The sequence below is a fragment of the Gordonia mangrovi genome, assembly GCF_024734075.1.
In the GTDB taxonomy this organism is placed as follows: domain Bacteria; phylum Actinomycetota; class Actinomycetes; order Mycobacteriales; family Mycobacteriaceae; genus Gordonia; species Gordonia mangrovi.
The window spans coordinates 1411346-1435932 of the sequence record NZ_CP102850.1 but is presented as its reverse complement, the minus strand read 5'-3'; the positions used below and the strand labels follow the sequence as shown (position 1 = coordinate 1435932).

The window sequence follows — 24587 nt, the reverse complement described above, 5'->3', positions numbered from 1 at the left end:
GATAGGCCGTCGAGGGGGCGGGATGGATCGGGGTAGCCGCGACTACGGTTCGATCCTGCTCGGGTCGGCATCCGAGGGTGGGTTCAAGCAGCGGGTCCGTATCCAGACGCTGTTGACGTCATCGCTGTTGATCGCCAACCTGATCGGTGCAATTCTCGCGATCGCGTTGTCGGCGGTGGGGATTCCGCAGCCGTCGTTGTTCCAGTCGGACCTGTGGTGGGTCAACTACATTGCGGTACCGGTGTATGTGGTGGTGGCGTTCGTCGTCGGCACCGTGCTCGGGACCGTCGTGGTGGTGCGAGATCTGCAGTGGGCCATCCGGGATCGTGCGCCGACCGCGAAGGACGCCCGGCGTGCTCAGCGTGCACCGTGGCGCCTGGTGTTCATCCAGAGCGTGTTGTGGGCGGTGGCGACCGTCATGTTCACCATCATGTACGGCGTGCTGGACCCGAATCTGATCCCGAAGATGTTCTTCGTGGTGGGGCTCAGCGGCGTCGTCGTGGTCGCGATCTCCTACCTGCTCATCGAGTTCGCGCTGCGGCCCGTGGCGGCCGAGGTGATCAGCGCCGGCTACGGACGCCGTAAGCGTAGTGGTGTTCGCTCGCGGTCGATCGTGTCGTGGATGGTGGGGTCGGCGATACCGATCATCGGCATCCTGTTGGTGGTGTTCTTCGGTGCGTTCCGCGATGACACGTCGAAACTCGACCTGTTCGTGGGTGTCACGGTGCTCGCCGTGATCGCCTTGTCGACCGGGTTGCTGCTGACGGTGTTGACCAGTATCAGTGTGACGGCGCCGATCCGCAGTGTCCGGACCGCGATGAAGCGGGTGCAGAGCGGACGGATCTCCGAGGTCGATCTGGTGGTGTACGACGGTACCGAGCTCGGTGACCTGCAGGTGGGTTTCAACAGCATGGTCGGCGGGCTGCGTGAGCGCGAACGGATGCGGGATCTGTTCGGCCGTCATGTGGGTCGTGACGTGGCCGAGGCGGCGCTACAGCAGGACCCGGAGCTCGGCGGTGCCGAACGCACGGTGGCGGTGGTGTTCGTCGACGTGATCGGCTCCACCACACTCGCTGCCGGCCGCAGTCCGACCGAGGTCGTCGAGATCCTCAACCGGTTCTTCGCCGTGATCGTGGCTGCGGTGGAACGTGGGGAAGGGCTGGTCAACAAGTTTGAAGGTGACGCCGTCCTGGCGATCTTCGGTGCGCCGATCGCGATCGACGATCCGGCAGGCGCTGCGTTGGGGGCGGCCCGTGAGATCGCGGACTGCCTGGCCGACGACGTGCCCGACATCTCCGCGGGTATCGGCGTCAGCTACGGGACCGTGGTGGCCGGAAATGTCGGCGCCATCGAACGATTCGAGTACACGGTGATCGGCGATCCGGTCAACGAGAGTGCGCGGCTGTCGGAGTTGGCCAAGCGTGATCCGCGCCGGCCGCTCGCCTCGGGTCGAGCGGTGGATGCGGCCGGCGGGGAGTCGACGTCGTGGGAGCGGCAAGAGGACACAACGCTGCGGGGTCGCACCGAAGAGACGGTGGTGTACGCAGCACGCGTCGTCAGCGCGGGTAGGTGACGATGCACTGACCGGTGCGGGCGTTGCGCCAGGTGATGGTGCGGTCGGTGTGCATGGTGGGGAGCCACGGGCCGTCGTGTTTGCGGTCGTGGTCGGGTCGGCATAGGGGTGCGAGGTTGAAGGCCACGGTCCAGCCGCCGGCCAGCGGGTCGGCGTGGAGGAATTTGTGTAGGTGGTCGAGTTCGCACTCTTCGGAGGGTCGGCCGCAGTAGGGGTAGCGGCAGCGTCGGTCGAGTTGGATGATTTCGGCGCGTAAGGCTGCTGAGGGTGCGTAGGTCAGTGCCCCGGGTGGTGGGGTGGCGTAGCCGCCGTGCCCGGTGGGGTCGATCGGCGGGGCCGGTGTGCGGTTGCCGAAGATGATCAGGCCGCTGGCGGTGCGGGTTTCACTCGGTGGGGCGGTGATGGTGGTGGCGTGGGGTGCGATCCGTGCGGCGTGGGCGGGGTCGATGGCGCCGTAGCCCATCAGGCGGGTGGGGTCGAGGCCGGTGGGGTCGTGCAGCAGGGTCAGGCCGGGGACGACGAGGCCTTCGTTGGTGTCGGAATCGGTGTCGGAGTCCGGGTCGGTGTCGGCGGGGTCGTCGTCAGAGTCATCGGCTACCGCGGCGTCTGCTGTGTCCTCGGCGTGTTCGGCGTCCGTGGTGAGTTCGGCTGCTGGTGCCGCGGTGTTGTCGGTGTCCGCGTCGTCGGTGCTGTTCGCGTCGGGGTCGTCGGTCGGCTCTGCATCGGCCCCGTCGGTGTCGTGCTCGGCGCGAGGTGCGGTGATGAAGTCTCGTCGGGATTCCGCGGTGGGCGCGATGTCCGAGTCGATGTCACGGTGATCGTCGAGGTCGGCGAGGGTGATCGGCTGTTCTTCGGCCGCGTCAGGTCCACCCATTGCGGGTTCGTCGGTGGTGTCGACGGGTGCAGTGGCGTCGCCGCCCGTGCTGGTGTCGACCGACGAGTCGCGGACACTGTTGTCACCCGCACTCGGGGTGGTGGCCGATGCTGGGTTGTTGGTGCGGGTCTGTGTGGCCGGGCAGGTGTCGTCGCCGCAGTGGCAGCGCAACTTCGCGCCGGGGGCCTTGATGATCTCGGCGAATGCGGCGACGCGTTGGGCTTTGATGCTGCGGCCGTCGCGGCGGCACACTCGCCGGCTGATCAACGCGCCGATCCGGTCGCGCAGGTGTACGCCGTGTTCGGCGGGGATGCAGGCGTCGACGGTCATGTGTCCGAATGCTTCGCTACCGATTTTCACATCGCCGAATAGGTCGGCGATGTCGTCGTGGGCTTCGACGGCCCGGTCGGGGTCGAGGGTGATGATGATGGCGTCGAGATCGGCTTGCAGCGCGGTGTCGGTGGTCGGGCGGCTGGCCAGATCGAGGACCACATCGTCGAAATCCCACGGCTCATCGTCGGTGGGATCGGTGTCGGCCGCACCATCACCGGCATCACCGGCGTCATCGTCGGTGCCGGCATCGTCGGTACCAGCATCGTCGGTGCCGGCATTCTCGGTGTCGAAGTCGAGGGTGAGGTCCTCGTCGGTGTCGGTGTCGGTGTCGGTGGTGTCGGCGGTGTCGGTGAGTTCGGCCAGTCGGGCTCGGAGGTCGCCGGTGGGGCCGGTGGCGGCGCCGCGGATGGCCACGCCCAGGCGGTGGGGGCTCAGGTCACCGGCGCGGAAGGCGTCACGGATCTTGGGGTGTTCGTCGAGGAGTTCGTCGAGGTGGACCCATTCGCCGGCTTTGGTTCGGGCGATGCCCAGTTGCAGCGAGATTTCGCCTATGGCGGCTTTGTCGGCGGCGTTGCGGATTCGGTTCGGGACGTAGTCGTTGTATCCGGTGAGGCGCTCGTTGTAGGTGGATTGGCCGATTTGGCGGGCGATCTGCATGGCGACGGCTTGGGCTTGATTGCTCAGCCGGAGGGCGTCGCGACCGTACTGGGCCAACTCGTCGAGGCTGCTGGTGGCCAGCAGGGCGTCGTCGGCGGCACGGTCGGTGAAGGTGAACACGACACGCTCCTTTCCGGCGACGACAGCGAGATCGGGATCGGGTTTGGTTGGTGGGGAATCGAACTGCTACCAGACTATCGGGCGGGTCCGACAACTTTGGTGGGCTGCGGGTGGGGTGTGGATGAGTTTTTCGTTCGGTGTTGGGTTCAGGATATCGGTGGGGTGTGACAATTCCGTTCGGGGTGACATTGCCTGCGGGACAATGCTCGTGGCCGGTTCGTCTCGGGTGGTGGTGGTCTCGATACGTCCTCGGCTGGCGCCTCGGCCTACTCGACCACCGGAGGTGTCGTCGCGGGATTGGTTGGTGGGGAATCGAACTGCTGTCAGAGTATCGGGTGGATCCGACAGTTTCGTTGGGCTGCGGGTGGGGTGTGGATGAGTTGTTGGATCGGTGTTGGGTTCAGGATATCGGTGGGGTGTGACAATCTTGTTCGGGTGACATTGCCTGCGGGACAATGCTTGCAGCGGCTCTATCTCGGGTGGTGGTGGTCTCGATACGACCTCGGCTAGCGCCTCGGCCTACTCGACCACCAGAAAGGCTGGCGCCTCGGCCTATTCGACCACCAGATAGGCTGGCGCCTCGGTCTACTCGACCACCAGAGGGCTGGCGCCTCGGCCTACTCGACCACCAGTGAGTCGCTCCCGTCCAATCCGGTGGTTGAGTAGTCCGAGCCGATAGGCGAGGACGTATCGACACAGCCCGACCGCCCCTTGCCGAAGCTGGTCGCTACCTCGCAAATCCGGCTTTCCCGACCGCCCCCAACTCCTGCTTGAGCAAGGTTGAATTCGATGCCGGACCGCGTCCGTTCCTCGGTGAAACGGGGGATGATGGTGGGCATGCGAATCTTCGGGCGGCCCGCCGGTGAACATTCCAGGGGGAGAGAGCCCGGCGGCCCAGCGCGCGACCTCGACCCCCGCTGCGCTGAACTGGCGACCATCGGCGCTGACGTCAACGCCGACCCCGAACCGCGGGCCGGTGACCGCTCGGCGTGCGAGGAATGCACGCTACTCGGCGAGCACCATTGGTCGCACCTACGGATCTGCCTCACCTGTGGCCACGTGGGCTGCTGCGACTCCAGTCCGCGACGCCATGCGGCCGCCCACTTCGAGGAGACCGGCCATCCGGTGATGCGCTCGGTGGAGCCCGGCGAGGTCTGGCGATGGTGCTATGTCCATCAGTTGGCGGACTGAGGCAGTTGCTCGGGCGCCCGGCGAGGCGGTTCGGCGTGATCTGCCGGCGGTCGTGCACTGAACTGCACGTAGGATTTGGGCATGACGTCAGAGAGCGACAACGCTTCGCAGGCGTCGGCGCCGGCGGGCGGAGAGGCCGCGTCGGCACCGGACGCGCAGGCTCCCACCCCGGCAGAACACGCTGTCCCGGCCGAACAGGCACCGGCAGCACAGGCACCGGCCGACCAGCAGCAGGAGGACCGTGGTCCGGGGCAGGCTGTCCCGGCACCGGCCGTCGGACCGCCCGCGGTGATCGGCACCCCGCTGAGCCCGTCGGCCACCAAGGTGATGGTGCTCGGCGCCGGTGAACTGGGCAAAGAGGTCATCATCGCGTTCCAGCGTCTCGGCGTCGAGGTGATCGCCGTCGACCGCTACGCCGATGCCCCGGGGCAGCAGGTAGCCCATCACGCCGAGGTCATCGACATGACCGACCCGGCCGCGTTGCTGGCGCTGATCGAGCGCTACCGGCCGCACTACGTGGTCCCCGAGATCGAGGCCATCGCCACCGAGGCCCTCATCGAAGTCGAGAAGCGCGCGCTCGCCGAGGTCATCCCGACCGCACACGCCGTGGTCGCCACGATGAACCGCGAAGGCATCCGGCGCCTCGCCGACGAGGAACTCGGACTGCCCACCTCGCCGTATCTGTTCGCGTCGTCTGCGGAGGATCTGGAGGCGGCGGTCGCCGAGATCGGATTCCCCTGTGTGGTGAAGCCGGTGATGTCGTCGTCGGGCAAGGGCCAGACCGTGGTGCGCGCCCCCGCCGACATCGGTACAGCCTGGGAGAACGCGACCACGGGTGCGCGGGTGCAGGGCGAGCGGGTCATCGTCGAAGGCTTCATCGAATTCGACTACGAGATCACGCTGCTTACGGTGCGTGCGATCGATCCCGTCACCGGGCGGCTCGCCTCACACTTCTGCGCACCGATCGGCCATCAGCAGGTCGGCGGCGACTACGTGGAGAGCTGGCAGCCGCACGAGATGTCCGCCGACGCGTTGGCCGCCGCCACCTCCATCGCCGCACGTATCGCCACCGCGATGGGCGACGGCAAGCTCGGTGGCCGGGGCATCTTCGGCGTCGAACTGTTCGTCCAGGGCGACGACGTGTACTTCTCTGAGGTCAGCCCGCGCCCGCACGACACCGGACTGGTGACGCTGGCGACCCAACGCCTGTCCGAGTTCGAGATGCACGCGCGCGCCATCCTGGGTTTGCCCGTCGACGTCACCCTCGCCTCACCAGGCGCGTCGGCGGTCATCTACGGGCAGCTCGACGAACCGGCCATCGGATTCAGCAACGTCGCACGTGCACTGGCCGTTCCCGAGACCGACATCCGTCTGTTCGGCAAACCGCAGAGCTTCCACCGCCGACGGATGGGCGTCATCACCGCCACCGCCGACGACGTGGCCACCGCCCGTCAACGCGCTGTGCAGGCGGCCTCGCTGGTGACGCCGGTGGCCGCGCGACCCTTCGAACGCGCGGTCCCGGAGCCGCTGGGCAACCCGCCGGTGCCGCCACCGCCACGTCGACCCGGGCCGCCGCCGCAGGGCGCACCGACTCCGCCGGCGCCGGGCGGACCGCAGCGTCCCCACCAGCCCGGCGGCGGATATCCGGGTGGTCCACCACGTCCGGGCGGGCCGCCGATGCCCGGACAACCGCCGCGGCCGGGCCCCGGCGGGCGACCACCCCAAGGCGCACCGCCGGGACCTCCGCCGGGTGGCCCGCGCCCGGGCCCGCCCCCCATGCGTGGACCGCAGCCACCGCGCGGTGGCGCACCCGGACGTCCGGCCGGCCCGCCACCGGGCCGGCCCAGTCCCCCGCCGCCGGGTCCCACCCCGCCGCCGGTGTCGCATCCGGTCGGGCCCTCGGCGAACCGTCCGGCCGACGAACCGTCGCGCGCCTCGGTCGACTGACCCGAACGCCCCATGTCGCTGGGTGGAGAACTGCTCATCGGGGCGGTCATCCTGGTCGGATTGCTGGGCATCGTGTTCCCGGTGCTGCCCGGAACGATCCTGGTGGCCGCGGCCATCGGCGTCTGGGCATTCGCGGTCGGCGGCTGGGCATGGGGCATCTTCGCCGCCGCCGCCACGGTCATCGTGCTCGGTGAAGTGATCAAGTATTTCGTCGCCGGCCGATCGTTGAAGGCGGCCGGCATCCCCAATACGACCATCGCCGTCGGAGGTGTCCTCGGGATCATCGGATTCTTCGTCATCCCGGTGATCGGCCTGTTCATCGGGTTCGTCGTCGGCGCCATGATCGCCGAACTGATCCGCACCCGAAGCGCCCGCGCGGCCTGGCGGGGCACGGTGTCGTCGTCGAAGGCCGCGGTCATCACCATCGGCATCGAATTGTTCGCCGCGCTGCTGGGGACCGCGATCTGGCTGGTCGGGGCGGGGGTCTGGTGAACGAGGACGCACCCGGCTAGCTACCTCGCGGCGAACACCCTGGTGGGTCAGTGCGTTTGCTCGGCGTTCGGATCCGGTGTGACGTATGTGCCGGCGAGTTCCTTGAGAGACCGGAATACTCGTTTGGACGCCTCGGCCCACGGCATGAGGATGGGGAACACGTGGAACATGCCGGGTTCTTCCATGCCGCGTACGGACACCTCGGCTTTCTCGAGGCTCTCCACGAATTCGCGGATGCCGTCCCGGAACATCTCGTCGGCACCCCAGCAGACGAACGTCGGTGGCCACCAGGTGGGGTCCGGCTCGGCGTGCACGGGCGAGACCCGGGAGTCGTTGGGCTGGATGCCATGCAGGTACGGGGCAACCGGGACGTTCCACGGGAGAATGTCGGACTGTGCGTTGTCGGAGATCGACGGGTGATCCAGATCCAGATCCACCTCCGGTGAGAACAGCGCCATCGCAGCGGGTTTCGGCAGACCTTCGGCATGCAGATGCGAGATCAGCGACGTGGCGAGTCCGCCGCCACCGGAGTCGCCGGCGATGGCCAGGTGGCTCGGGTCGACACCGCGGTCCAACAACTCGCGGTAGACGTCGGCCGCGTCGAGCAGCGGTGCCGGGAAGGGGAATTCGGGCGCCATCCGGTAGTCGGCGATGAAGACCTCATATCCGGTGATCCCGACGAGGGAGGCGGCGAACGCCGCATACATGATGGGCGACGTCCCGATGTACCCGCCTCCGTGCAGGTACAGGACGGTGGCGCCGATCGACTCCTTGTTCTCCGCGTCCTCGACGTAGGCGTCGGTGCTCGCCTTTGCCCGACACCAGACGCCCGATACCCCGCCTACTGTGTCCTCGGTGATCTCCACACGGTTCACGACCTCGACGAACGGTGGTATCACCACCTTGCAGATGTCGTCGAGGATCTTCTCCATCGACCGGAACTCCTCGATCGGCAGGCCCATCGAGAACCCCATGAACGACCTGACGGTCTGGCGGGTGACGGATTGTCCGAGGTTGTCCAAGATGCCTGACGGTCCCTGCCACGGCCGGCGAAAAGGCACGCGCGCCAGCCCGTTCAGCAGGCACTCGGCCAGGCCCACCACCGTGAGCGCGGTGACCGGGGTGGAGGCGGTCTCGACCTCTGGGCGGTCGGCCATCACCATGCTGAGTTCCTCATCTCGGAGTTGTCGGAGTCGTGCGTCGGTGTTGGTGTCGGTCTCAGGCGATCGGTGATCCATCCCAGGATACGTCGAAGACTGAGCGGCCATCATCTCTAGGCCAGGTCCGGCAATCGTTGTTCGATGTCCTGTCACAGAACGCAACTGGGGTGTGCGACGGCATGTGAACGCACCCGGGTGAGCGACATGACCCGGGTGCGCCGGATATCGTCGGCGCATGTTCACGGTGGGAATCATTGCGGCCACCCTGGCGGCGGTGGCCTACGGACTGTCCACCGTGCTGCGCGCGATGGGCGCCCAGCGCGCCGACGACCTGTCGACGGACACGGTGACCGCGGGCGGTGCCGACCCGTCGTTGCGGTCCACCCTGCAGACCTTCCGTGATCCCGCGTTCCTGCTCGGCACCCTGATGGTGATCCTGGGCTTCGCCGGTGGGGCCGTCGCGGCTCGGTTGCTGCCGCTGTTCCTGGCGCAGACGATTGTCGCGGGCAACCTCATCATCACCGCGTTACTGGGCACTGTCCTGTTGAATACGGCTCTGCGTGGACGGGATTGGCTCGCGATGGGGGTTGTCGTCGGTTCCCTGTGCATGCTCGGGGCATCGGCCTCCCACGAAGCGCCGACCCGACCGGACGACATGTTCCATTGGGTCCTGTTCATCCTCGTCGCGTCGGGCACGGTGCTGGGACTGTTCGTCATGCACCTGCTCGGTCGGCGGGGTGCGATCTTCGGGGGAGCGTTGGCTGGGATGCTGTACGGCGCGATCGCAGTGGCGGTGCGTGTGCTGGACGGTGTGCACCCCTTCGACCCGGTGGTGCTGATGCTGGACCCGGCCGCACCGACGATCGCGATCGCCGGTGCGGGCGCCTTCTACGTGCAAACCGTTGCGTTGCAACTCGGACCGGTCAACGGCGTGACGGCCGTGCTCGTGGTCGGCGAAACGGGGTTGCCCTCGATCATCGGGGTGCTGTTTCTCGGCGACCAGGCGATCGACGGCCTGGCCTGGCTCGCCTACGTCGGTTTCCTGGGCGCCATCAGTGGTGCCGTCGCGGTCGCGCTGATGACGACACATGAGCAGAACGCGCCCGGCACCGCGTCGGAGACGGCATGACCGTGAGCGGCCGCGACGATCAGGCGCGTTGGATGCGTGGCAGCCGCGAACCGAGCGGGATGATCATCGGACCACCGGCGACCGGATCCGCCATCACGTGCGCCTGCAGGCCGAATGCGTGGTCGAGGAGTTCCGCGGTGATCACCTCGTCGGGCCGACCGTGCGCGACGAGCTGACCCGCCCGCATCACGAACAGCGAATCACTGTAGCGGGCAGCAAGATTGAGGTCGTGCAAGACCATCACCACGGTCTTGCCGTGTTCGGTGCGCAACGTGTGCACGAGGTCGAGGATCTCCACCGAGTGGGCGAGATCGAGGTAGGTGGTCGGTTCGTCGAGCAGGAGCAGATCCGTTTCCTGGGCGAGGGTCAATGCGATCCACACCCGCTGGCGCTGACCGCCCGACAGCGCGTCGATCGGGCGGTCGGCGAGATCGGCGGTCTCGGTCTGTTCCAGGGCCCACGCCACCGCGGCCTCGTCGGCGGCGGTGGCCTGCTGATACCAGCGTTGGTGGGGATGACGACCGCGGATCACCAGGTCGGCGACGGTGAGACCCTCCGGCGCCACCGGGTTCTGCGGCAACAGGCCCAGCGTGCGGGCCACCGTCTTGGGGCGCATCCGGTTGATGTCGTCGCCGTCGAGGTAGACCGTGCCGGCCCGCGGTGGCAGCAGCCGCGACAGCGCCCGCAGCAACGTCGACTTCCCACAGCCGTTGGGACCGATGATGGTGGTGATCTGGGCGTCGGGGATGGCGATGTCCAGGTCGGCGATCACCGTCCGGTCGTCGTAGCCGACGTGCAGGCCCTGCGCCCGCAGCCGGCAGGCCGAGACCGACGACACGTCCGGGATGAGGCCGGTGCCGGGAGCAGTGTTCATACCGTGGCCTTTCGGGACATGGTGATCATGAGGTAGATGAGGAACGGGCCGCCGATCGCGGCGGTGACGATGCCGACCGGCAGGTTGCCGGGCAGCACCGTGCGGCACAGCAGATCGCCGCCGAGGACCAGCATCGCGCCGATCAACCCCGACGCGAGCGGTGTGGGCTGGGGCGATCCGGTCAGCCGCAGCGCGATCTGCGGGGCCAGCAGCGCGACGAACGCAATCGGTCCGGCCGCCGAGACACACAGCGCGGTGATGAACACCGCGGCCACCAGCACGACCGCCGTGACCCGACCCGTGTTCACGCCGAGTCCGCGGGCGATGTCGGGGCCCAGACCCAGCACGCCGATCGGTCGCGACAAGCCGATCACCATCGTCATGCCGACGGTGACCGCGATCAGCGACGGCCACACGTCGGTCCATGTCGCCTGCGACACCGATCCCACCAGCCAGGTCTGGGCTCGCGCGGCGTCGGCGATCTGCGCCCGGGTCAACATGTAACTGGTCAGTGCCTGCAGCATCCAGGTGACGCCGACGCCGATGATGACCAGCCGGAACGGGTCGATGCCCGCATTGGCCCGGCGGCCGGGCCAGGCCAGGACGTACATGGCGATGGCGGTCACGAACCCGCCGAGCAGCGCTGCCGTCGGGATGCCGAGGCCGGCGAGCCAGGCGCCCCAACTCGTGGAGAAGGCGATGGCGGCGACCGCGGCGGCGCTCGCCCCGGCGGTGATGCCGAGGATGTCGGGGGTCGCCAGGGGGTTGCGGGCGATCCGCTGGGTCAGCGCACCGGCCATACCGAAACCGAAACCCACCAGCAGCGAGACCAGCGCCCGGGGCAGCGAGACGTCGAAGACCACCACGTTCTCGATGCGGGTACCGCCACCGAGCAGGACGCGGGCGACGTCGAGCGGGCCCATCGGGTAGTCGCTGACCCCGACGCTGAGCAGGAACAGCAGCAGGGTGATCGCGGCGCCCGCGATACCCACCGTCAGCATCCTCGGCCGGATCACCCAGGACGACGGTCCCACCCGGATGATGCGTCGGGTGGTCGGGCGTTGCGCCGTCCCGTCGGGTTCCGGCACGGCCGGCTGGGGCCGGAGGTCGACGGTCATACGCTCACCAGCTTCCGTCGGCGGACCAGGGCGATCAGGAACGGTGCACCGACCAGCGCGAGCACCACGCCGACCTGGATCTCGCCGGGTCGGGCGATGACGCGGCCGAGGATGTCGCACACCAGGATGAGGATCGCACCCAACAACGCCGAGTAGGGCACGATCCACCGATAGTCGGGTCCGACGATGGCGCGGGAGATGTGCGGCACCACCAGGCCCAGGAAGACGATCGGACCGCATGCGGCCGTCGCGGCCCCGATGAGCAGGGTGATGGTGAGGATCCCGACCGATCGGATCAGCACCACGCGGGAGCCGAGTGCTTTGGTCATGTCCTCGCCGAGGCTCAGCACATTGAGGAAGTAGCCGCTGCCCAGCGCCAGGATCAGCCCGACGACGATGAACGGCAGGCTCGCGGAGAACACGTCGAGTCCACGTCCGGTGGTGGCACCGACGTTCCAGAACCGCCAGGCGTCGAGGGTGACGCTGTCGGTGAGCACGATGCCCGAGGTGATCGCGAGCAGCAGCGCGGACAGTCCGGTACCGGCCAGCACCAGCGTCAGCGGACTCGCCCCGGACAGCGCGGACAGGCCGAAGACCGCACTGGCCGCGATGAGGGCGCCGAGCAGGCCGAACGCCATGTAGGCGATCGGGCTCTGGATACCGAGTACGTAGACGCCGACCACCACCGCGCACGCTGCTCCGGCGTTCACCCCGAGCATGCCGGGGTCGGCGAGCGGGTTGCGGGTGTGTCCTTGGGCGAGCGCGCCCGCGGCACCGATCGCCAGGCCCACGACCAGGCCGAGCACCGTCCGCGGGAACCGGAGGTCCCAGACGATGCCGTAGACGTCGTCGGCGCCGGGTGGGGCCGTGGGCGACTCCAGCACGACCCACGGCACCCCGTGGAAGTGGGTGAGGGCCAGATGCGGCCATCCGCCGGCCTGCAATGCGTCGATGACCTCGCCGAGTCCGAGCTGACGGGTACCGATGGCGACGGAGGCCAGGAGTGCCACCACAAGTACCGCGGTGAGCAGCACAATCCCGGTCATTCGACGCACAAAGGGTAACCTTACCAACCTTTCTCGGCCGCGGAAGTCAGGGCCGAACGTCCCAATATCCGTTGTATAACGAATTGTTCGCCGGGCTGTGAAGATGCTGAGCGGTGCGTAACGATTCGGCATGGACGGGCCGATAATCCCACCACACGTTGCAGAGAGAAGACGTCACTGACGAGACCGTGCCGTGCCGGCATGGCGTCATGAGGACAACAAGTAGGGAGAGGTTCGATGAGAGCATCACTCAAGCGTGCGGGGGCGGCCGTGCTGGCCACGGTCGGTATCGCAGCCGGTTCGCTGGCCGGTACCGCGCCGGCACAGTCGGCCGTACCGGGCGATCTGCAGATCCTCGGGGGGATCGAATGCCACTTCGGGCAGTGGGGCCAGCCGTGGAATCAGGCCTGGTACATGTATCGCTGGATGACCGTGCGCAACATCGGTGACACCACCATGCACGACGTGATCCTCAACGAGATCAACGGTGCGTCGGTACGCGTCAAGGAGCTCAAGCCGGGCGAATCGATGTCGAAGTGGAACGGCAACCGCTGGGTCCGCCCGATCGAGACCCGCTGGTTCGGATGCTTCCCGTCCTCGATCTCCGGGTTCACCTTCTCCAACGAAGCCGAGAACCTGACCAACAACTTCGGTTACTGGCAGAACTTCCGTCGGATCGACAACTGACGCCCACCCGCACGTTCGGGAGGTGACGTCACCTCCCGGTTTCGCGCCGACAGAACCCGGATTCGCGCCGACAGAACCCGGATTCGCGCCGACAGAACCTCGGCGTACGCCGACAGAACCCAAAAAATCACCGAGAGAACCCACCGTCTTGGACGGAGGCCCGCGACTGTGATCGCGGGTGGGTTCTCTCGGTGATTTTTTGGGTTCTGTCGGCCGCCGTGCTGAGCACGTTGGCGAGGTAGCTCGCCAACGTGCCTCGCGTCAGCTGGAGGGGCGCACGACCTTGTCGGGCTCGCTGGCGGCCAGCATGTCCTCGCGCTCGACGACCTTGACGCGTTCGCGGCCCTCGGCGGCGCCCAGGGCGCGCTCGTGCTCGTCGAGGCGGTACCAGCCGTCCCAGGTGGTGAACGGGATGCTCTTGGCCTCGAGGATCTCGATGAGAGCGTCCTCGGCCGGGCGGCTCGGCGAGAGCAGGGCACCGTTGGTCATGTCCTCGAGGATGCAGTCGACGGTCTCGTTGGCGTCACCCTTGGTGTGGCCGATCAGGCCGACGGGTCCGCGCTTGACCCAGCCGGTGGTGTAGATGCCGGTGAGCTGGCTGCCCTCGTCGAACACGCGGCCGGCCTCGTTCGGGATCACGCCGGCCTGGTGGTCGAACGGGATCTGCGGCAGGTTGTCCGACAGGTAGCCGACGGCACGGTAGACCGCGCCGATCTCCCAGTCGGTGTGCTTGCCGGTCGGCTTGACGTTGCCGGTGCCGTCGAGCTGGGTGCGCTCGGTGCGCAAACCGACGACCTTGCCGTCCTCGCCGAGGATCTCCACGGGGTTTTCGAAGAAGTGCAGGTAGAGCTTGTGGATCGCGCCCTGCTTGGGGTCGCGGATGGCGTAGTTCTCGATGATCGTCGCGACCTGGTCGGTGATCTTCGACCCGCGGCGCGCGACTGCCGAACCCTCGTCGTAGTCGATGTCCTCGGGTGCGACGATGACCTCGATGTTCGGTGAGTGATCGAGCTCTTTGAGTTCCAACGGGGTGAACTTGGCCTGCGCCGGTCCGCGGCGGCCGAATACGTGCACCTCGACGGCCTTGTTGGCCTTGAGGCCTTCGTAGACGTTGGCGGGGATCTCGGTGGGCAGTAGTTCGTCACCGGTCTTGGCCAGCACGCGTGCGACGTCGAGCGCCACGTTGCCGACACCGATGACGGCGACCTTCTCCTGATCCAGCGGCCAGGTGCGCGGGAAGTCGGGGTGTCCGTCGTACCAGGCGACGAACTGGGCGGCGCCGTAGCTGCCCTCGAGGTCGATGCCGGGGATGCCGAGCGCGCGGTCGTCGGTGGCGCCGGTGGAGAAGATCACCGCGTCGTAGAGGTCGCGGAGTTCGTCCAGGGTGATGTCGGTGCCGTAGTCGACGTTGCCGATGAGTCGTACCTGCGGCTTGTCGAGCACCTTGTGCAGCGCCGTGATGATGCCCTTGATACGCGGATGATCAGGTGCCACGCCGTACCGGATCAGACCGAACGGTGCGGGCATGCGCTCGAACAGGTCGATGCTGACGCCTCGGTCCTTGGCGGTGTCGGACTTCATCAACGCGTCGGCGGCGTAGATCCCGGCGGGACCTGCACCGACGATGGCAACCCGCAACGGGCGGCTGGTGTCACTCATGGAATAGGTGCTTTCCGTGGCTCTCTCGGTGACTTCCGGTGAAGAAGTCGGTGGCGGTGGCCGCTGACGCGGCGCCTATCCCTTCTACGGTAGGCGCTGATCGTCGTCGGCCAAAATCTCTTGTGAGGTAAACCTCACCTATGTCCTCGGTGGTCAGCGCTGTGCGGCTGCCGAAATGGGCTCGACGGCCTGGGCGGCCACCCACGGGATGGTGAGCACGGTCGGCACCGACATCGCGCTGCCCACCTGCTGATCGAGGTAGACGACGCGGCCCTCGGTCACCACCGGCAGCCGTGACCAGGCCGGATCGTTGCGCAGACGATCGTTGGCGCCGTCCCAGTCGACCGCGACCACCACGTCCACGTCGTTGAGCATGGACATGTTCTCGGCGGAGATCGAACCGTAGAAGCCGTTGGTGATGGCCGGTTGCAGCGACTCGGGAAAGCTGAGTCCGTAGTCGGCGAGGGCCTGCCCGCGGCCGTCATCGGCGCTGTAGATCGACAGCCCGCCGTCGGGCGCCGCGGTGACCACCACGCCGGTCTTGCCGGCGAACTCCGGATGCTGCTCGCGGATGTCGGCGAGGAAGGACTCCGTCTCATCGATCTTGGCCTGCGCCTGCTCGGGTAGCCCCACGGCGCGACCGATCTGCGTGGTCTGCACATCCCAGGGGACCTGCCAGTCCGGGTGGTCGGCGGGACGCACGACGGTCGGCGCGGCCTTCGACAGGATGTCGTACTGCTCGCGGGTCGGCGCGGCGCCGACGGCGGTGACCAGGTCTGGCTCGGTCTGCAGGGCCAACGGGATCTGGCTGCCGAATTGGGCCGCCGCCTGCGGCAGGATCACCGGCTCGGCATCACCGAGCAGGTCGGCGTTCCAGGGCGCGCTGCGCTGCGTCGGATCGGCGAACGGGGCGATCGTCGTCGGTGTGATACCCAGCGCCAACAAGGTGTCGGCGTCGCCCACCCCCATCGCGGCGACACGGGACGGTTGCGCGGACACCGTGGTCGCGCCGTACTCGTGGTCGATGGTGACCGGCAGGGCGCCGGGATCGGCAGCCGGCATCGACGACGATGCCGCGGTGTCCTCGTCGGGTGCGCTACACGCTCCGACGGACAGGGCGGCGACCACCGCGAGTGACGTGATCGCGATCCGTCCCGGGCGGGTGGGTCGTCTTCGGGGGACACGCATGAGGGCCTCCGGGCAGCGGTGGGTTGGTAAAGCTACCCTAACCACAGCCTGCGGGTCGGTGCCCCGGCCAGGGGGCCTGACGACGGTCGATAGACTGCGCGCCATGGCCAAGCGTGCGGATGATCAGGGTCGTTCGGAGTCCGGTGGGCGTTCCGACGACCAGATGACGCCCGCACCGTCCTGGAAGGCCGCGTGGCCGTTTCTGGTCGCGTTGGGCCTCGTCGTGGTCGCCGCAGTCGGCATCAGCATCTCCTATCTGATCCGCCCGGCCGACGATCGGATGAGTACCGAGGCGCATATCCAGCACGCCGTCAACGATGTGTACACGGCGCGCAACGAGCTGGACTACACGCGTTACCGCGAGGCCACCTGTGCTGCGGAACTGGCGTCGGACAGCTTTCCGGACGAGGACACTTTCGTCGAGCAGAACCGGGTGTCGTTCGAGGAGAACGGGCAGATCGTCATCCCGGAGATCAGCGAGATCGACGTGAACGGTGACCGGGCGACCGCGCAGGTACATTGGCATTTCGACGAGACGCCCGACTCAGAGCAGGTCACGGATGTGGTCGTGGTGCGAGAAGACGGGGACTGGAAGGTGTGTACGTCGTGAGCTATGCGGGTGACCTCACGCCACTGGAGGCGTGGGAGAAGCTGGAGAACGACCCCAAAACGGTGCTGGTGGACTGCCGCACCCAGGCCGAGTGGGCGTTCGTCGGGGTGCCGGATCTCGAGGTGATCGGGAAGAAGGCGGTGTTCATCGAGTGGAACCGCTTCCCGGACGGGCGGCACAACGACGCGTTCGTCGCCGAGTTGCGCGACGCCGGGATAGCCGACGACGACGAGGTGATCTTCATCTGCCGTTCCGGACATCGGTCCATCGGGGCCGCGGAGGCCGCGACCGCGGACGGGGTCGCGAAGGCATACAACATGCTCGACGGCTTCGAGGGTGGGCTCGACGCCGACGACCATCGCGGTGGCGCCGGCTGGCGCGCGCAGAACCTGCCCTGGCGGCAATCGTGAGCAAGCAACTACCCGAAGGTGTCTCGGCCGACACGCTGGCCGTGCGGGCCGGGTTGGACCGGTCCGGATTCTTCGAGACCTCCGAGGCCCTCTATCTGACCAGCGGCTACGTCTACGACTCCGCCGAGGCCGCCGAACGCGCCTTCACCGGCGAGGACGAGCGCTTCGTCTACTCCCGTTACGGCAACCCCACGGTCGAGATGTTCCAGGAGCGGTTGCGTCAGATCGAAGGTGCGCAAGCTTGTTTCGCCACCGCCAGCGGGATGGCCGCGGTGTTCGTCGCGCTCGGGGCGCTGCTGAAGGCCGGCGACCGGTTGGTGGCCGCGCGCAGCCTGTTCGGCTCCTGCTTCGTGGTGTGCAACGAGATCCTGCCCCGCTGGGGTGTGGAGACCGTGTTCGTCGACGGCGAGGACCTCGACCAGTGGCGCGACGCGCTGTCGACGCCGACCACGGCGGTGTTTTTCGAAACCCCGTCGAATCCGATGCAGACGCTGGTCGACGTTGCCGCGGTGACCGAGATGGCGCATGCCGCCGGCGCGAAAGTGGTGCTGGACAACGTGTTCGCCACTCCGCTGCTGCAGCGCGGACTCGACATGGGCGCCGACGTCATCGTCTACTCCGGCACCAAGCACATCGATGGCCAGGGCCGCGTGATGGGTGGTGCGGTGCTCGGCGAGAAGGAGTTCATCGACGGCCCGGTGCAGACCCTGATGCGCCACACCGGTCCGGCGCTGAGTCCGTTCAACGCGTGGACGATGCTCAAGGGCCTCGAGACGATGCGGTTGCGGTTGGACGCCGCGGTGTCGTCGGCGTTGCGGATCGCCGAGTTCCTGGAGGCCGACCCGCGAGTTGCGTGGGTCAAATATCCCTTCCTGCAGTCTCATCCGCAGTACGAACTCGCCAAGGCGCAGATGTCGGGCGGCGGCACCGTGGTGACCTTCGAGATCGCCGACCGCGACGGTGTGGCGGGAAAGAAGCGGGCCTTCGAGGTGCTCAACGGTCTGCAGGTCATCGACATCTCCAACAATCTCGGTGATTCGAAGTCGCTGATCACCCACCCCGCCACCACCACTCATCGCGCGATGGGGCCGGAGGGTCGCGCCGCCATCGGCGTCACCGACTCCGTCGTGCGGCTGTCGGTGGGGCTCGAGGGCGTCGACGACCTGCTCGCGGATTTGGATCGGGCGCTGGGGTAAGACAGTCGGCGGGCTGATCTCGATACGGCCCTCGGCTAGTGTCCCGCGCCGGAAAGTCAGCCCAACCGCTGGTCGACGTATCGAGGTCGGTCGCTCCGCTCACCCCTCCGGTCGGTCGTTGCGCCGCTCCCACGCCGCCCGCACCCGCGCGGGGATACGTCCCTTCGCGGGCACGTCGATGCCCCGTCCGGCCGCCCACGCGCGGATCTCGGCGGGCGACGCCGACGGTCCGGCCAGGTCGGCGACCACGACGTCGGTGCGCGTGGACAGTCGCCACTCGTGCAGGGCGGCCCCGAGCCAGCGGTAGGTCCACTCCTCGGCCAGCTTTCGGTTGTCGCAGAACACGATCGGTACGCGCGGGAAGCGGACCTGCGCTTCGGCGAGTGCCTCTGCCAGCGTCGTGCCGGAGACGTACTCGCGCTTGAACACCGCGCTGTAGGACGCCTCGACCACCACGGCGGCCCGATGCAGACCGGCGAGATCGGAGAGTTGGTAGGTCAGCTTGCCCGACGTCAGACCGGCGCTGAGGTCATCGATGGATTTGCGCTCCACCGCACCGATCACGGTGTCCCCGTCGGTCACCGCGTAGTCTCCGGCGGGGAGCTTGCGCCGGGTGGTCGTCGTCTGCTGGTGGCCGAAACGGTAGGCATACCGTTCACCGCTGTCGACGACGATCTCGAGTATCTGCCCGTGCGCGCGGGCGGTGGGCAGCGTGACGTTGGGGCGGGCCTGCTTGGTGGTGCGCCGGGATTGCCAGAAGATCATCTCCCGGCCCCGCGCCCGGGTCAGCACGAACTGGGAGCGGTTCTCCCGGCCCCGCTCCAGCACCAAATCGATGGCGGCGCCGCGCTGCGACACCGTACGCACCGGAAGGCGGTCCACGATGTCGGCGTCGGTGGGCCACTCCTCGGCGCGGTGGCAGTAGATCTTGCTGGTGCGCGGCCAGGTGTCTCGTACTTTGAGGATCACGCCGTTGGCGCCCAGCGGGATTCGCACCAGATAGGGCAGTGAGGAGCCTTCCTCGGGGTTGTGGGCGATCAGGAAGTCGTCAGGCATGCTCCACCCCGAGGGCGTTCAGGACGGTGGCGAGTTTGGCGGTGGTCTCGTCGAGTTCGTCCTGCGGATCGGACTGGGCGACGATACCGCCGCCGGCCCAGGTGCGCAGGCTCTCTCGGTCCGCGGCCAGCCGTAGGCAGCGGATGGTGACCATCCACTCGCCGTCGCCGGCGGCGTCACACCAGCCGACCGCACCACCGTACAGTCGGCGCGGCTCCTCGACGTCGCGGATCAACTCGGCGGCAACATCACTCGGTGTGCCGCAGACCGCCGGGGTGGGACTCAGCAACGCCGCAAGATCCAGCGCGGTGACCGACGGATCACGCAGCGTGGCGCGGATCGGCGTCGCCAGATGCCAGATCTCGCCGGTGGAGCGGACCTCTGGGGTCGACGGTGCATCCAGATCCGAACTCAACGGGGCGAGCCGGTCGCGGAGGTAATCGACGACGAATCGGTGCTCGGCGAGGTCTTTCGACGACGACGCGAGCGCCTCGGCGGCCGCCCGGTCCGCCGCGGGGTCGTCGGATCGGCGCGCCGAACCGGCGTACGGACTGCAGGTGACTACACGACCCTGCTTGCGCAGCAACACTTCCGGACTCGACCCGAGCAACCACGAGGCGTCGCCGGTCACCGCTCCCACATCCACGGCGAAGGCATTGCGGTCGACGTTGCCGCCGGCCAATGCACCCAACAACTCGGTGATCTCGACGCCCGGTCGCACCACGATGTCGACGGCTCGGGCGAGCACCACCTTGTCGACCACGCCGTCGGCGATCTGTTTGATGGCCGCCACCACCCGGTCGCGGTGGGTCCGTGGATCCGGGTGCGTCGTCATCGACACGACCTGACGCGGAGTCGGCGGTGTCGGCGTGAGCGGCGCGTCGTCGAACTCCAGCAACCCCGGTTCCACCAACGCCGCCGCATCGGCCGGATCGAAGGGAATCGCCCCGGTGATGGCCCGCGCCGCGCCCGTGGACAAAGCGGCCCGGGCCGCAGCGGCGTCGGCAAAGGCGCGTCGAACACCGCGGCCACGGACGGTGCCGTGCGGCCGGGACAGCACGAACACGTCGCCGTCGGATGTGGACATGACCTCACGGTACCGGCGCGGCGCGGCGTGCTTTGCGCACGCCGATCCGAAATCGACGTGGCCGGGGTCGTCGGTGCCGCGGCCCGCGGCATCCGCGCAGCGAGCCCGCATCCGCGCACGTCGGGACATGCGCGGATGCGCGATTGGTGCGCGCGAAGCTCAGGCCTCGCCGCGCTCCCACTGCTCGATGAGTTCGGCCTCCGCATCGTCGGTCAACGTGCCGTACAGCTTGAACCGGGCCATGCCGCCGTCGGGATAGATGTCCATGCGCGCCTCGGTCATCGGACGGTCGAGGTCGATGACGAAGCGGTGGCGGGTGTCGGGCTGCAACTCGGTGCGGGGCAGGACCTCGAACCACTCGCCGTTCTCACCGTCGCGGCCGCGGACCGTGGCGGCACCCGGCGCGTTGCCCAGGAAGTAGCTGGTGTCGAGCTCGACGAGGTTGACGTTGCCACGCCCGGCGAGCCGGACCTGGACCCAGTCGTTGCCGTCGTCGCGGCGCCGGGAGGTCTCCCAGCCCTCGCCCATGTGCCGGGCCCGACCGGGCATCAGCAGATTGTTGGGTGAGCTGTAGAACATGTTGGAGCAGGCCGTGATCAGGCCACCGTTCTCCAACGCGGCGAGGTCGAAGTGCCCGTACCGGAAGAAATGCGGATTGGGCACGCCACGACCGTGGACCCGGAATCGGGCCACGCCGCCGTCGGGGTGCATCGTCAGCCGCGCGTGGGTGAACCGGTTCTTCGCATCGACCTTGAAGGGGTTGCGGGTATCGCCCTCGGCAGGGGTCTTGTCGACGATCGGGACCCACTCCACGTCGTTGAGCAGTTGATCGACCGAGACGACGCCCTCCACGGCCGCCGCCTCCACCGAGATGTGCGGGGGATAGTTGCCCTTGAACCACGACGTGTCGACCACCACGCCGTACACCACGCCGGGCGCGCCGAGCCGCACGATCGCCTGGTCGACGCCGCTCTGCCGACGACGACGGGTCTCCCAGCCGTCGTACACCTGGCCCTTGTGGCCGAAGGTGGCGGGCTGATACTGCGCCGGCGGCGTCTTGATGAGGTTCTGCGCCTCGGCGAACAGGTCGTCGTTGGTCCAGACCACCGCGCCACCGAGATCGCGGAGTGCGAGATCGGGCATCGAGGTGAAATGCGGACGATTGCCCGATGAGGGTGGCGGCTGAGGGGTCACGTTGTCTGATCGTAGGTAAGAGTTTGCCTTCCCACTAATCCGAGTGCATACTTGCACTCGGCAACTAATTGTTGCCAGCAACTAATTGCAAAGAGAAAGTAAAGAACTCGAGGGGTCCGGCCCCGAAACGTGACCACCGGGAGGCGTGATGCTCGACCAAGGAGCTCTCGACGAGCTGTTCGACACTCTCGCCCGCTACATCCGCATCCGTGACCGTGCGACGCACACCACGTTCAAGACGCGTGACGGCGAGGTCGAGTCGGCCGCGTTCAAGTCCCTGTTCCACCTCGCGCGCCAGCCGATGCGGTCGCGGGAACTGGCAGAGAACCTCAATGCCGACCCCTCGACGGTGAGTCGCTACGTGGCCCAACTGGTCGATCTCGGGCTGGTGCGCCGGGAAGCCGACCCCGACGACGGGCGTGCCACCCAGCTGGTGATCACCGACGACGGACGCGCCCGGGTCGAGGCGATGCGGGCGGTGCGCCGCACGGCGATGGACCAGGCCATGTCGGACTGGAGCGACGACGAGCTGCGGACCCTGGTCGGGTTGCTCGGCAGGTTTGTCGACGCCGCCGAGACGGTCATCGCACCACCGTGCGCGAAGGCCGGGCCCGACTCGCTTGATGCGCTTGGGAAAGGACAGAAATGACAGAATCCATGGCCGCGGCGCCTCGCGAGGACGTCGCCGGGGCAGGGTTGAGCCATCGTCAGATCATGACGGTCCTCGCCGGCCTGATGAGCGCCATGTTCCTCGCCGCACTCGACCAGACGATCGTGTCGACGTCGATCCGGACCATCGCCGACGATCTCGACGGCTACGACATGCAGGCGTGGGCGACCACCGCCTACCTGGTGACCGCGACCATCGTCACCCCGCTGTACGGCAAGTTGTCGGACATGTACGGGCGCAAGCCGTTCTTCATGGTCGCCATCTCGATCTTCGTGGTCGGGTCGCTGCTGTGCAGCCTGGCCACCTCGATGTACGAACTGGCGGCGTTCCGCGCCTTCCAGGGGCTCGGTGCCGGTGGTCTGATGACGCTGGCGTTGACCACCATCGGTGACATCGTGCCGCCGCGTGAACGTGCCAAGTACCAGGGCTACTTCCTGGCCGTGTTCGGCACCTCCAGCGTCCTGGGCCCGGTGCTCGGCGGTCTCTTCGCCGGCCAGTCGTCAATCCTGTGGGTTACCGGGTGGCGCTGGGTGTTCCTGGTCAACGTGCCGATCGGGCTCGCCGCGTTGGTGCTGATCTACAAGGTGCTCAACTACGACCAGCAGAAGGGCGAGGGCGGTCGCACCGACTACTGGGGTGCCACCGCGCTGGCGGTCGCCGTCGCGCCGCTGCTCATCGTCGCCGAGCAGGGCCGTGAATGGGGCTGGACCTCGGGCGCGGCCTGGCTGTGCTACGTGGTCGGGGTGGTCGGCATCGCCGCGTTCATCTGGATCGAGCACCGGATGGGTGATGAGGCGTTGATCCCGCTTCGGGTGTTCCGCAACCCGATCTTCTCGCAGGGCATCGGCATCTCGGTGATCGTGGGTGCGGCGATGTTCGGTGGCATCTCGATGCTGCCGCAGTACTACCAGGTGCTGCGCGGATCGAGTCCGATGGTCGCCGGCCTGCAGATGTTGCCGATGGTGCTCGGCCTGATGACCGGCTCGATCCTCTCCGGCCAGCTGATCTCGCGTACCGGGCGGTACAAGATCTTCCCGATCATCGGGTCGGTGCTGATCACCGTCGGTGCGTTCCTGATGCATCTCGTCGGCGTCGACACCCCGCTGTACCTGGTGATGCTCACCGCCGCCCTGATCGGTTTCGGCCTCGGCAACCTGATGCAGCCCGTCATGCTGGCGATGCAGAACATCCTGCCGCCCAAGGACATGGGCCTGTCCACGGGCACGGCGACCTTCTTCCGCCAGATCGGCGGCACCATGGGTGTGGCGGTGTTCTTCTCGGTGCTGTTCTCCCTGATGGGTCCGAACATCGCCGACGAGATGAGCTCGGCCGCCTCGCAGCCGGAATATCAGGCGGCGGTGGCGCAAGCCGCGCAGAGCGACAACCCGCAGACGCGGGAGTTCGCCCAAGGTCTGATCGCGGCGTCACAGAATCCCGGTCAGGCGTCGGCCTCCGCGGATGTCATGTCCGACACGTCGGTGATCCAGGCGCTGCCCGACGAACTGGCCCGGCCGATCAAGGTGGGCTTCGCCAACTCGATGGACACCGTCTTCCTGGCCGTGTCGATCATGGCGGCGTTCGCGATCATCGGGACGGTGACGTGGAAGGAACTGCCGTTGCGCACCGGCCGGCCCGTCGGCGCGACCGACGCCTCGTAAGTCACCCAAGCAACGCGCCCAGACCGCCGTGAGGCCGGTCCCGAGGTGACCTCGCCGGTGGTGGTGGCGTTGGGAGATGAGGCGGCGGTCAGCCGCGAGAGGGCTCGTTGGCGTGGGCGGGGTGCTCGGCCAGGCGATCGATGGCCTGCTGAGCGACCTTCTCGGCCTCGGCCTTGCCGACCCAACCACCGGGCTGGACTTCCTTGCCCGGTTCGAGGTCCTTGTAGTGCTCGAAGAAGTGGGAGATGGGGCCCAGTTCGTATTCGCTGACGTCGGTGATGTCCTGGATGTGGTCCCAGCGCACGTCGTCGGCGGGCACGCACAGCAGTTTGTCGTCGCCGCCGGCCTCGTCGGTCATGGTGTACATGCCGACCACGCGGGACTTGACGATGACGCCGGGGAACACCGACTCGGGCAGCAGCACCAGCGCGTCCAGCGGATCGCCGTCCTCACCGAGGGTGCCGTCGATGTAGCCGTAATCGGCCGGGTAGCCGAACGATGTGTACAGGTAGCGGTCGAGGTAGACCTTGCCGGTCTCGTGATCGACCTCGTACTTGTTGCGGCTACCCTTCGGGATCTCGATGGTCACATCGAATTCCACAGTTCCTCCTGGCACAGTTTGTCGCTGGTGGTGACGGCAGCCGACGAGCAGTCGCCT

General features: G+C 67.6%; 22 protein-coding genes. 11 read left to right on the top strand and 11 right to left on the bottom strand.

Features of this window, described 5'->3' with window-relative positions:
• Positions 1–22: 22 nt before the first annotated feature.
• Positions 23–1573 carry an adenylate/guanylate cyclase domain-containing protein gene (locus NWF22_RS06685; protein ID WP_160900043.1) on the top strand — a complete coding sequence of 517 codons (1551 nt, stop codon included), beginning with the start codon at positions 23–25 and terminating at the stop codon, positions 1571–1573.
• Here NWF22_RS06685 and NWF22_RS06680 read toward each other — a convergent pair.
• Positions 1557–3557 carry an HNH endonuclease signature motif containing protein gene (locus tag NWF22_RS06680; RefSeq protein ID WP_160900044.1) on the bottom strand — a complete coding sequence of 667 codons (2001 nt, stop codon included), beginning with the start codon at positions 3555–3557 and terminating at the stop codon, positions 1557–1559. The genes NWF22_RS06685 and NWF22_RS06680 overlap by 17 nt on opposite strands.
• 837 nt (positions 3558–4394) lie before the next feature.
• Here NWF22_RS06680 and NWF22_RS06675 point away from each other — a divergent pair.
• The 3 genes from NWF22_RS06675 (at position 4395) to NWF22_RS06665 (ending at position 7187) form a co-directional block, all read left to right on the top strand.
• The gene (locus NWF22_RS06675; protein ID WP_160901327.1) at positions 4395–4748 is read left to right on the top strand and encodes a UBP-type zinc finger domain-containing protein; all 354 of its coding nucleotides are present in this window, start codon (positions 4395–4397) and stop codon (positions 4746–4748) included.
• Between the two features lie 81 nt (positions 4749–4829).
• Positions 4830–6695: a formate-dependent phosphoribosylglycinamide formyltransferase gene (gene purT, locus NWF22_RS06670; protein WP_160900045.1), complete on the top strand. Its 1866-nt coding sequence runs from the start codon at positions 4830–4832 to the stop codon at positions 6693–6695.
• A 12-nt stretch (positions 6696–6707) separates the two neighbouring features.
• A complete protein-coding gene (locus NWF22_RS06665; RefSeq protein ID WP_160900046.1) occupies positions 6708–7187 on the top strand; it encodes a DUF456 domain-containing protein in 480 nt (159 codons plus the stop codon).
• A gap of 47 nt (positions 7188–7234) precedes the next feature.
• Here NWF22_RS06665 and NWF22_RS06660 read toward each other — a convergent pair whose 3' ends face one another.
• Positions 7235–8350, bottom strand: a complete 1116-nt coding sequence (locus NWF22_RS06660; RefSeq protein ID WP_160900047.1) for an alpha/beta hydrolase — start codon at positions 8348–8350, stop codon at positions 7235–7237.
• 232 nt (positions 8351–8582) lie between these two features.
• On the opposite strand from NWF22_RS06660, the gene NWF22_RS06655 reads away from it, so the two are divergent.
• Positions 8583–9476, top strand: coding sequence for a hypothetical protein (locus NWF22_RS06655; RefSeq protein WP_160900048.1), 894 nt, complete (start codon positions 8583–8585; stop codon positions 9474–9476).
• Between the two features lie 19 nt (positions 9477–9495).
• Here NWF22_RS06655 and NWF22_RS06650 read toward each other — a convergent pair whose 3' ends face one another.
• The 3 genes from NWF22_RS06650 to NWF22_RS06640 are packed head-to-tail and all read right to left on the bottom strand — an operon-like array spanning position 9496 to position 12514.
• A complete protein-coding gene (locus NWF22_RS06650; protein ID WP_160900049.1) occupies positions 9496–10350 on the bottom strand; it encodes an ABC transporter ATP-binding protein in 855 nt (284 codons plus the stop codon).
• The gene (locus NWF22_RS06645; RefSeq protein WP_160900050.1) at positions 10347–11468 is read right to left on the bottom strand and encodes a FecCD family ABC transporter permease; all 1122 of its coding nucleotides are present in this window, start codon (positions 11466–11468) and stop codon (positions 10347–10349) included. Before NWF22_RS06645 ends, NWF22_RS06650 begins: the two co-directional genes overlap by 4 nt.
• Positions 11465–12514 (bottom strand): FecCD family ABC transporter permease, encoded by a 1050-nt coding sequence (locus tag NWF22_RS06640; RefSeq protein ID WP_160900051.1) that lies wholly within the window; start codon positions 12512–12514, stop codon positions 11465–11467. The genes NWF22_RS06645 and NWF22_RS06640 overlap by 4 nt, the downstream gene beginning before the upstream one ends.
• A gap of 237 nt (positions 12515–12751) precedes the next feature.
• On the opposite strand from NWF22_RS06640, the gene NWF22_RS06635 reads away from it, so the two are divergent.
• Positions 12752–13201, top strand: coding sequence for a hypothetical protein (locus tag NWF22_RS06635; protein WP_160900052.1), 450 nt, complete (start codon positions 12752–12754; stop codon positions 13199–13201).
• 261 nt (positions 13202–13462) lie between these two features.
• Here NWF22_RS06635 and NWF22_RS06630 read toward each other — a convergent pair whose 3' ends face one another.
• Together NWF22_RS06630 and NWF22_RS06625 are read right to left on the bottom strand one after the other, a co-directional pair.
• A complete protein-coding gene (locus NWF22_RS06630; RefSeq protein ID WP_160900053.1) occupies positions 13463–14860 on the bottom strand; it encodes an FAD-dependent oxidoreductase in 1398 nt (465 codons plus the stop codon).
• Between the two features lie 153 nt (positions 14861–15013).
• Positions 15014–16048, bottom strand: coding sequence for an ABC transporter substrate-binding protein (locus NWF22_RS06625; RefSeq protein ID WP_160900054.1), 1035 nt, complete (start codon positions 16046–16048; stop codon positions 15014–15016).
• A gap of 103 nt (positions 16049–16151) precedes the next feature.
• Here NWF22_RS06625 and NWF22_RS06620 point away from each other — a divergent pair, with 103 nt between their 5' ends.
• From NWF22_RS06620 to NWF22_RS06610, 3 genes are read left to right on the top strand one after another with little or no spacing between them, the layout of a single operon-like run.
• Positions 16152–16658 (top strand): Rv0361 family membrane protein, encoded by a 507-nt coding sequence (locus NWF22_RS06620; RefSeq protein ID WP_160900055.1) that lies wholly within the window; start codon positions 16152–16154, stop codon positions 16656–16658.
• Complete coding sequence (locus tag NWF22_RS06615) at positions 16655–17068, top strand: rhodanese-like domain-containing protein (protein ID WP_160900056.1); 414 nt, start codon at positions 16655–16657, stop codon at positions 17066–17068. Before NWF22_RS06620 ends, NWF22_RS06615 begins: the two co-directional genes overlap by 4 nt.
• Positions 17065–18264 (top strand): O-succinylhomoserine sulfhydrylase, encoded by a 1200-nt coding sequence (locus NWF22_RS06610; RefSeq protein ID WP_160900057.1) that lies wholly within the window; start codon positions 17065–17067, stop codon positions 18262–18264. Before NWF22_RS06615 ends, NWF22_RS06610 begins: the two co-directional genes overlap by 4 nt.
• 99 nt (positions 18265–18363) lie before the next feature.
• Here the strand turns inward: NWF22_RS06610 and NWF22_RS06605 are convergent, their stop codons facing one another.
• From NWF22_RS06605 to alc, 3 genes are all read right to left on the bottom strand, one after another.
• Complete coding sequence (locus NWF22_RS06605; RefSeq protein WP_160900058.1) at positions 18364–19320, bottom strand: ERCC4 domain-containing protein; 957 nt, start codon at positions 19318–19320, stop codon at positions 18364–18366.
• Positions 19313–20407 (bottom strand): isochorismate synthase, encoded by a 1095-nt coding sequence (locus tag NWF22_RS06600; protein ID WP_202398135.1) that lies wholly within the window; start codon positions 20405–20407, stop codon positions 19313–19315. Before NWF22_RS06600 ends, NWF22_RS06605 begins: the two co-directional genes overlap by 8 nt.
• 159 nt (positions 20408–20566) lie before the next feature.
• The gene (gene alc, locus NWF22_RS06595; RefSeq protein ID WP_202398236.1) at positions 20567–21550 is read right to left on the bottom strand and encodes an allantoicase; all 984 of its coding nucleotides are present in this window, start codon (positions 21548–21550) and stop codon (positions 20567–20569) included.
• A gap of 199 nt (positions 21551–21749) precedes the next feature.
• Here alc and NWF22_RS06590 point away from each other — a divergent pair, with 199 nt between their 5' ends.
• Together NWF22_RS06590 and NWF22_RS06585 are read left to right on the top strand one after the other, a co-directional pair.
• Positions 21750–22250, top strand: coding sequence for a MarR family winged helix-turn-helix transcriptional regulator (locus tag NWF22_RS06590; RefSeq protein WP_160900060.1), 501 nt, complete (start codon positions 21750–21752; stop codon positions 22248–22250).
• A complete protein-coding gene (locus NWF22_RS06585; protein ID WP_160900061.1) occupies positions 22247–23929 on the top strand; it encodes an MDR family MFS transporter in 1683 nt (560 codons plus the stop codon). Before NWF22_RS06590 ends, NWF22_RS06585 begins: the two co-directional genes overlap by 4 nt.
• 88 nt (positions 23930–24017) lie before the next feature.
• Here NWF22_RS06585 and NWF22_RS06580 read toward each other — a convergent pair whose 3' ends face one another.
• On the bottom strand, positions 24018–24530 hold the full coding sequence (locus tag NWF22_RS06580) for an inorganic diphosphatase (protein ID WP_160900062.1): 513 nt from the start codon (positions 24528–24530) through the stop codon (positions 24018–24020).
• Positions 24531–24587 lie beyond the last annotated feature (57 nt).

What these genes read in the sequence shown, in the direction of transcription:
- NWF22_RS06605 (WP_160900058.1), bottom strand. Translation starts at nt 19,320, where the DNA reads ATGCCTGACGACTTCCTGATCGCCCACAACCCCGAGGAAGGCTCCTCA.
- NWF22_RS06655 (WP_160900048.1), top strand. Translation starts at nt 8,583, where the DNA reads ATGTTCACGGTGGGAATCATTGCGGCCACCCTGGCGGCGGTGGCCTAC.
- NWF22_RS06675 (WP_160901327.1), top strand. Translation starts at nt 4,395, where the DNA reads ATGCGAATCTTCGGGCGGCCCGCCGGTGAACATTCCAGGGGGAGAGAG.
- NWF22_RS06600 (WP_202398135.1), bottom strand. Translation starts at nt 20,407, where the DNA reads ATGTCCACATCCGACGGCGACGTGTTCGTGCTGTCCCGGCCGCACGGC.
- NWF22_RS06635 (WP_160900052.1), top strand. Translation starts at nt 12,752, where the DNA reads ATGAGAGCATCACTCAAGCGTGCGGGGGCGGCCGTGCTGGCCACGGTC.
- NWF22_RS06640 (WP_160900051.1), bottom strand. Translation starts at nt 12,514, where the DNA reads ATGACCGGGATTGTGCTGCTCACCGCGGTACTTGTGGTGGCACTCCTG.
- NWF22_RS06630 (WP_160900053.1), bottom strand. Translation starts at nt 14,860, where the DNA reads ATGAGTGACACCAGCCGCCCGTTGCGGGTTGCCATCGTCGGTGCAGGT.
- NWF22_RS06620 (WP_160900055.1), top strand. Translation starts at nt 16,152, where the DNA reads ATGGCCAAGCGTGCGGATGATCAGGGTCGTTCGGAGTCCGGTGGGCGT.
- purT (WP_160900045.1), top strand. Translation starts at nt 4,830, where the DNA reads ATGACGTCAGAGAGCGACAACGCTTCGCAGGCGTCGGCGCCGGCGGGC.
- NWF22_RS06590 (WP_160900060.1), top strand. Translation starts at nt 21,750, where the DNA reads ATGCTCGACCAAGGAGCTCTCGACGAGCTGTTCGACACTCTCGCCCGC.
- NWF22_RS06685 (WP_160900043.1), top strand. Translation starts at nt 23, where the DNA reads ATGGATCGGGGTAGCCGCGACTACGGTTCGATCCTGCTCGGGTCGGCA.
- alc (WP_202398236.1), bottom strand. Translation starts at nt 21,550, where the DNA reads ATGCCCGATCTCGCACTCCGCGATCTCGGTGGCGCGGTGGTCTGGACC.
- NWF22_RS06665 (WP_160900046.1), top strand. Translation starts at nt 6,708, where the DNA reads ATGTCGCTGGGTGGAGAACTGCTCATCGGGGCGGTCATCCTGGTCGGA.
- NWF22_RS06625 (WP_160900054.1), bottom strand. Translation starts at nt 16,048, where the DNA reads ATGCGTGTCCCCCGAAGACGACCCACCCGCCCGGGACGGATCGCGATC.
- NWF22_RS06645 (WP_160900050.1), bottom strand. Translation starts at nt 11,468, where the DNA reads ATGACCGTCGACCTCCGGCCCCAGCCGGCCGTGCCGGAACCCGACGGG.
- NWF22_RS06650 (WP_160900049.1), bottom strand. Translation starts at nt 10,350, where the DNA reads ATGAACACTGCTCCCGGCACCGGCCTCATCCCGGACGTGTCGTCGGTC.
- NWF22_RS06585 (WP_160900061.1), top strand. Translation starts at nt 22,247, where the DNA reads ATGACAGAATCCATGGCCGCGGCGCCTCGCGAGGACGTCGCCGGGGCA.
- NWF22_RS06660 (WP_160900047.1), bottom strand. Translation starts at nt 8,350, where the DNA reads ATGGTGATGGCCGACCGCCCAGAGGTCGAGACCGCCTCCACCCCGGTC.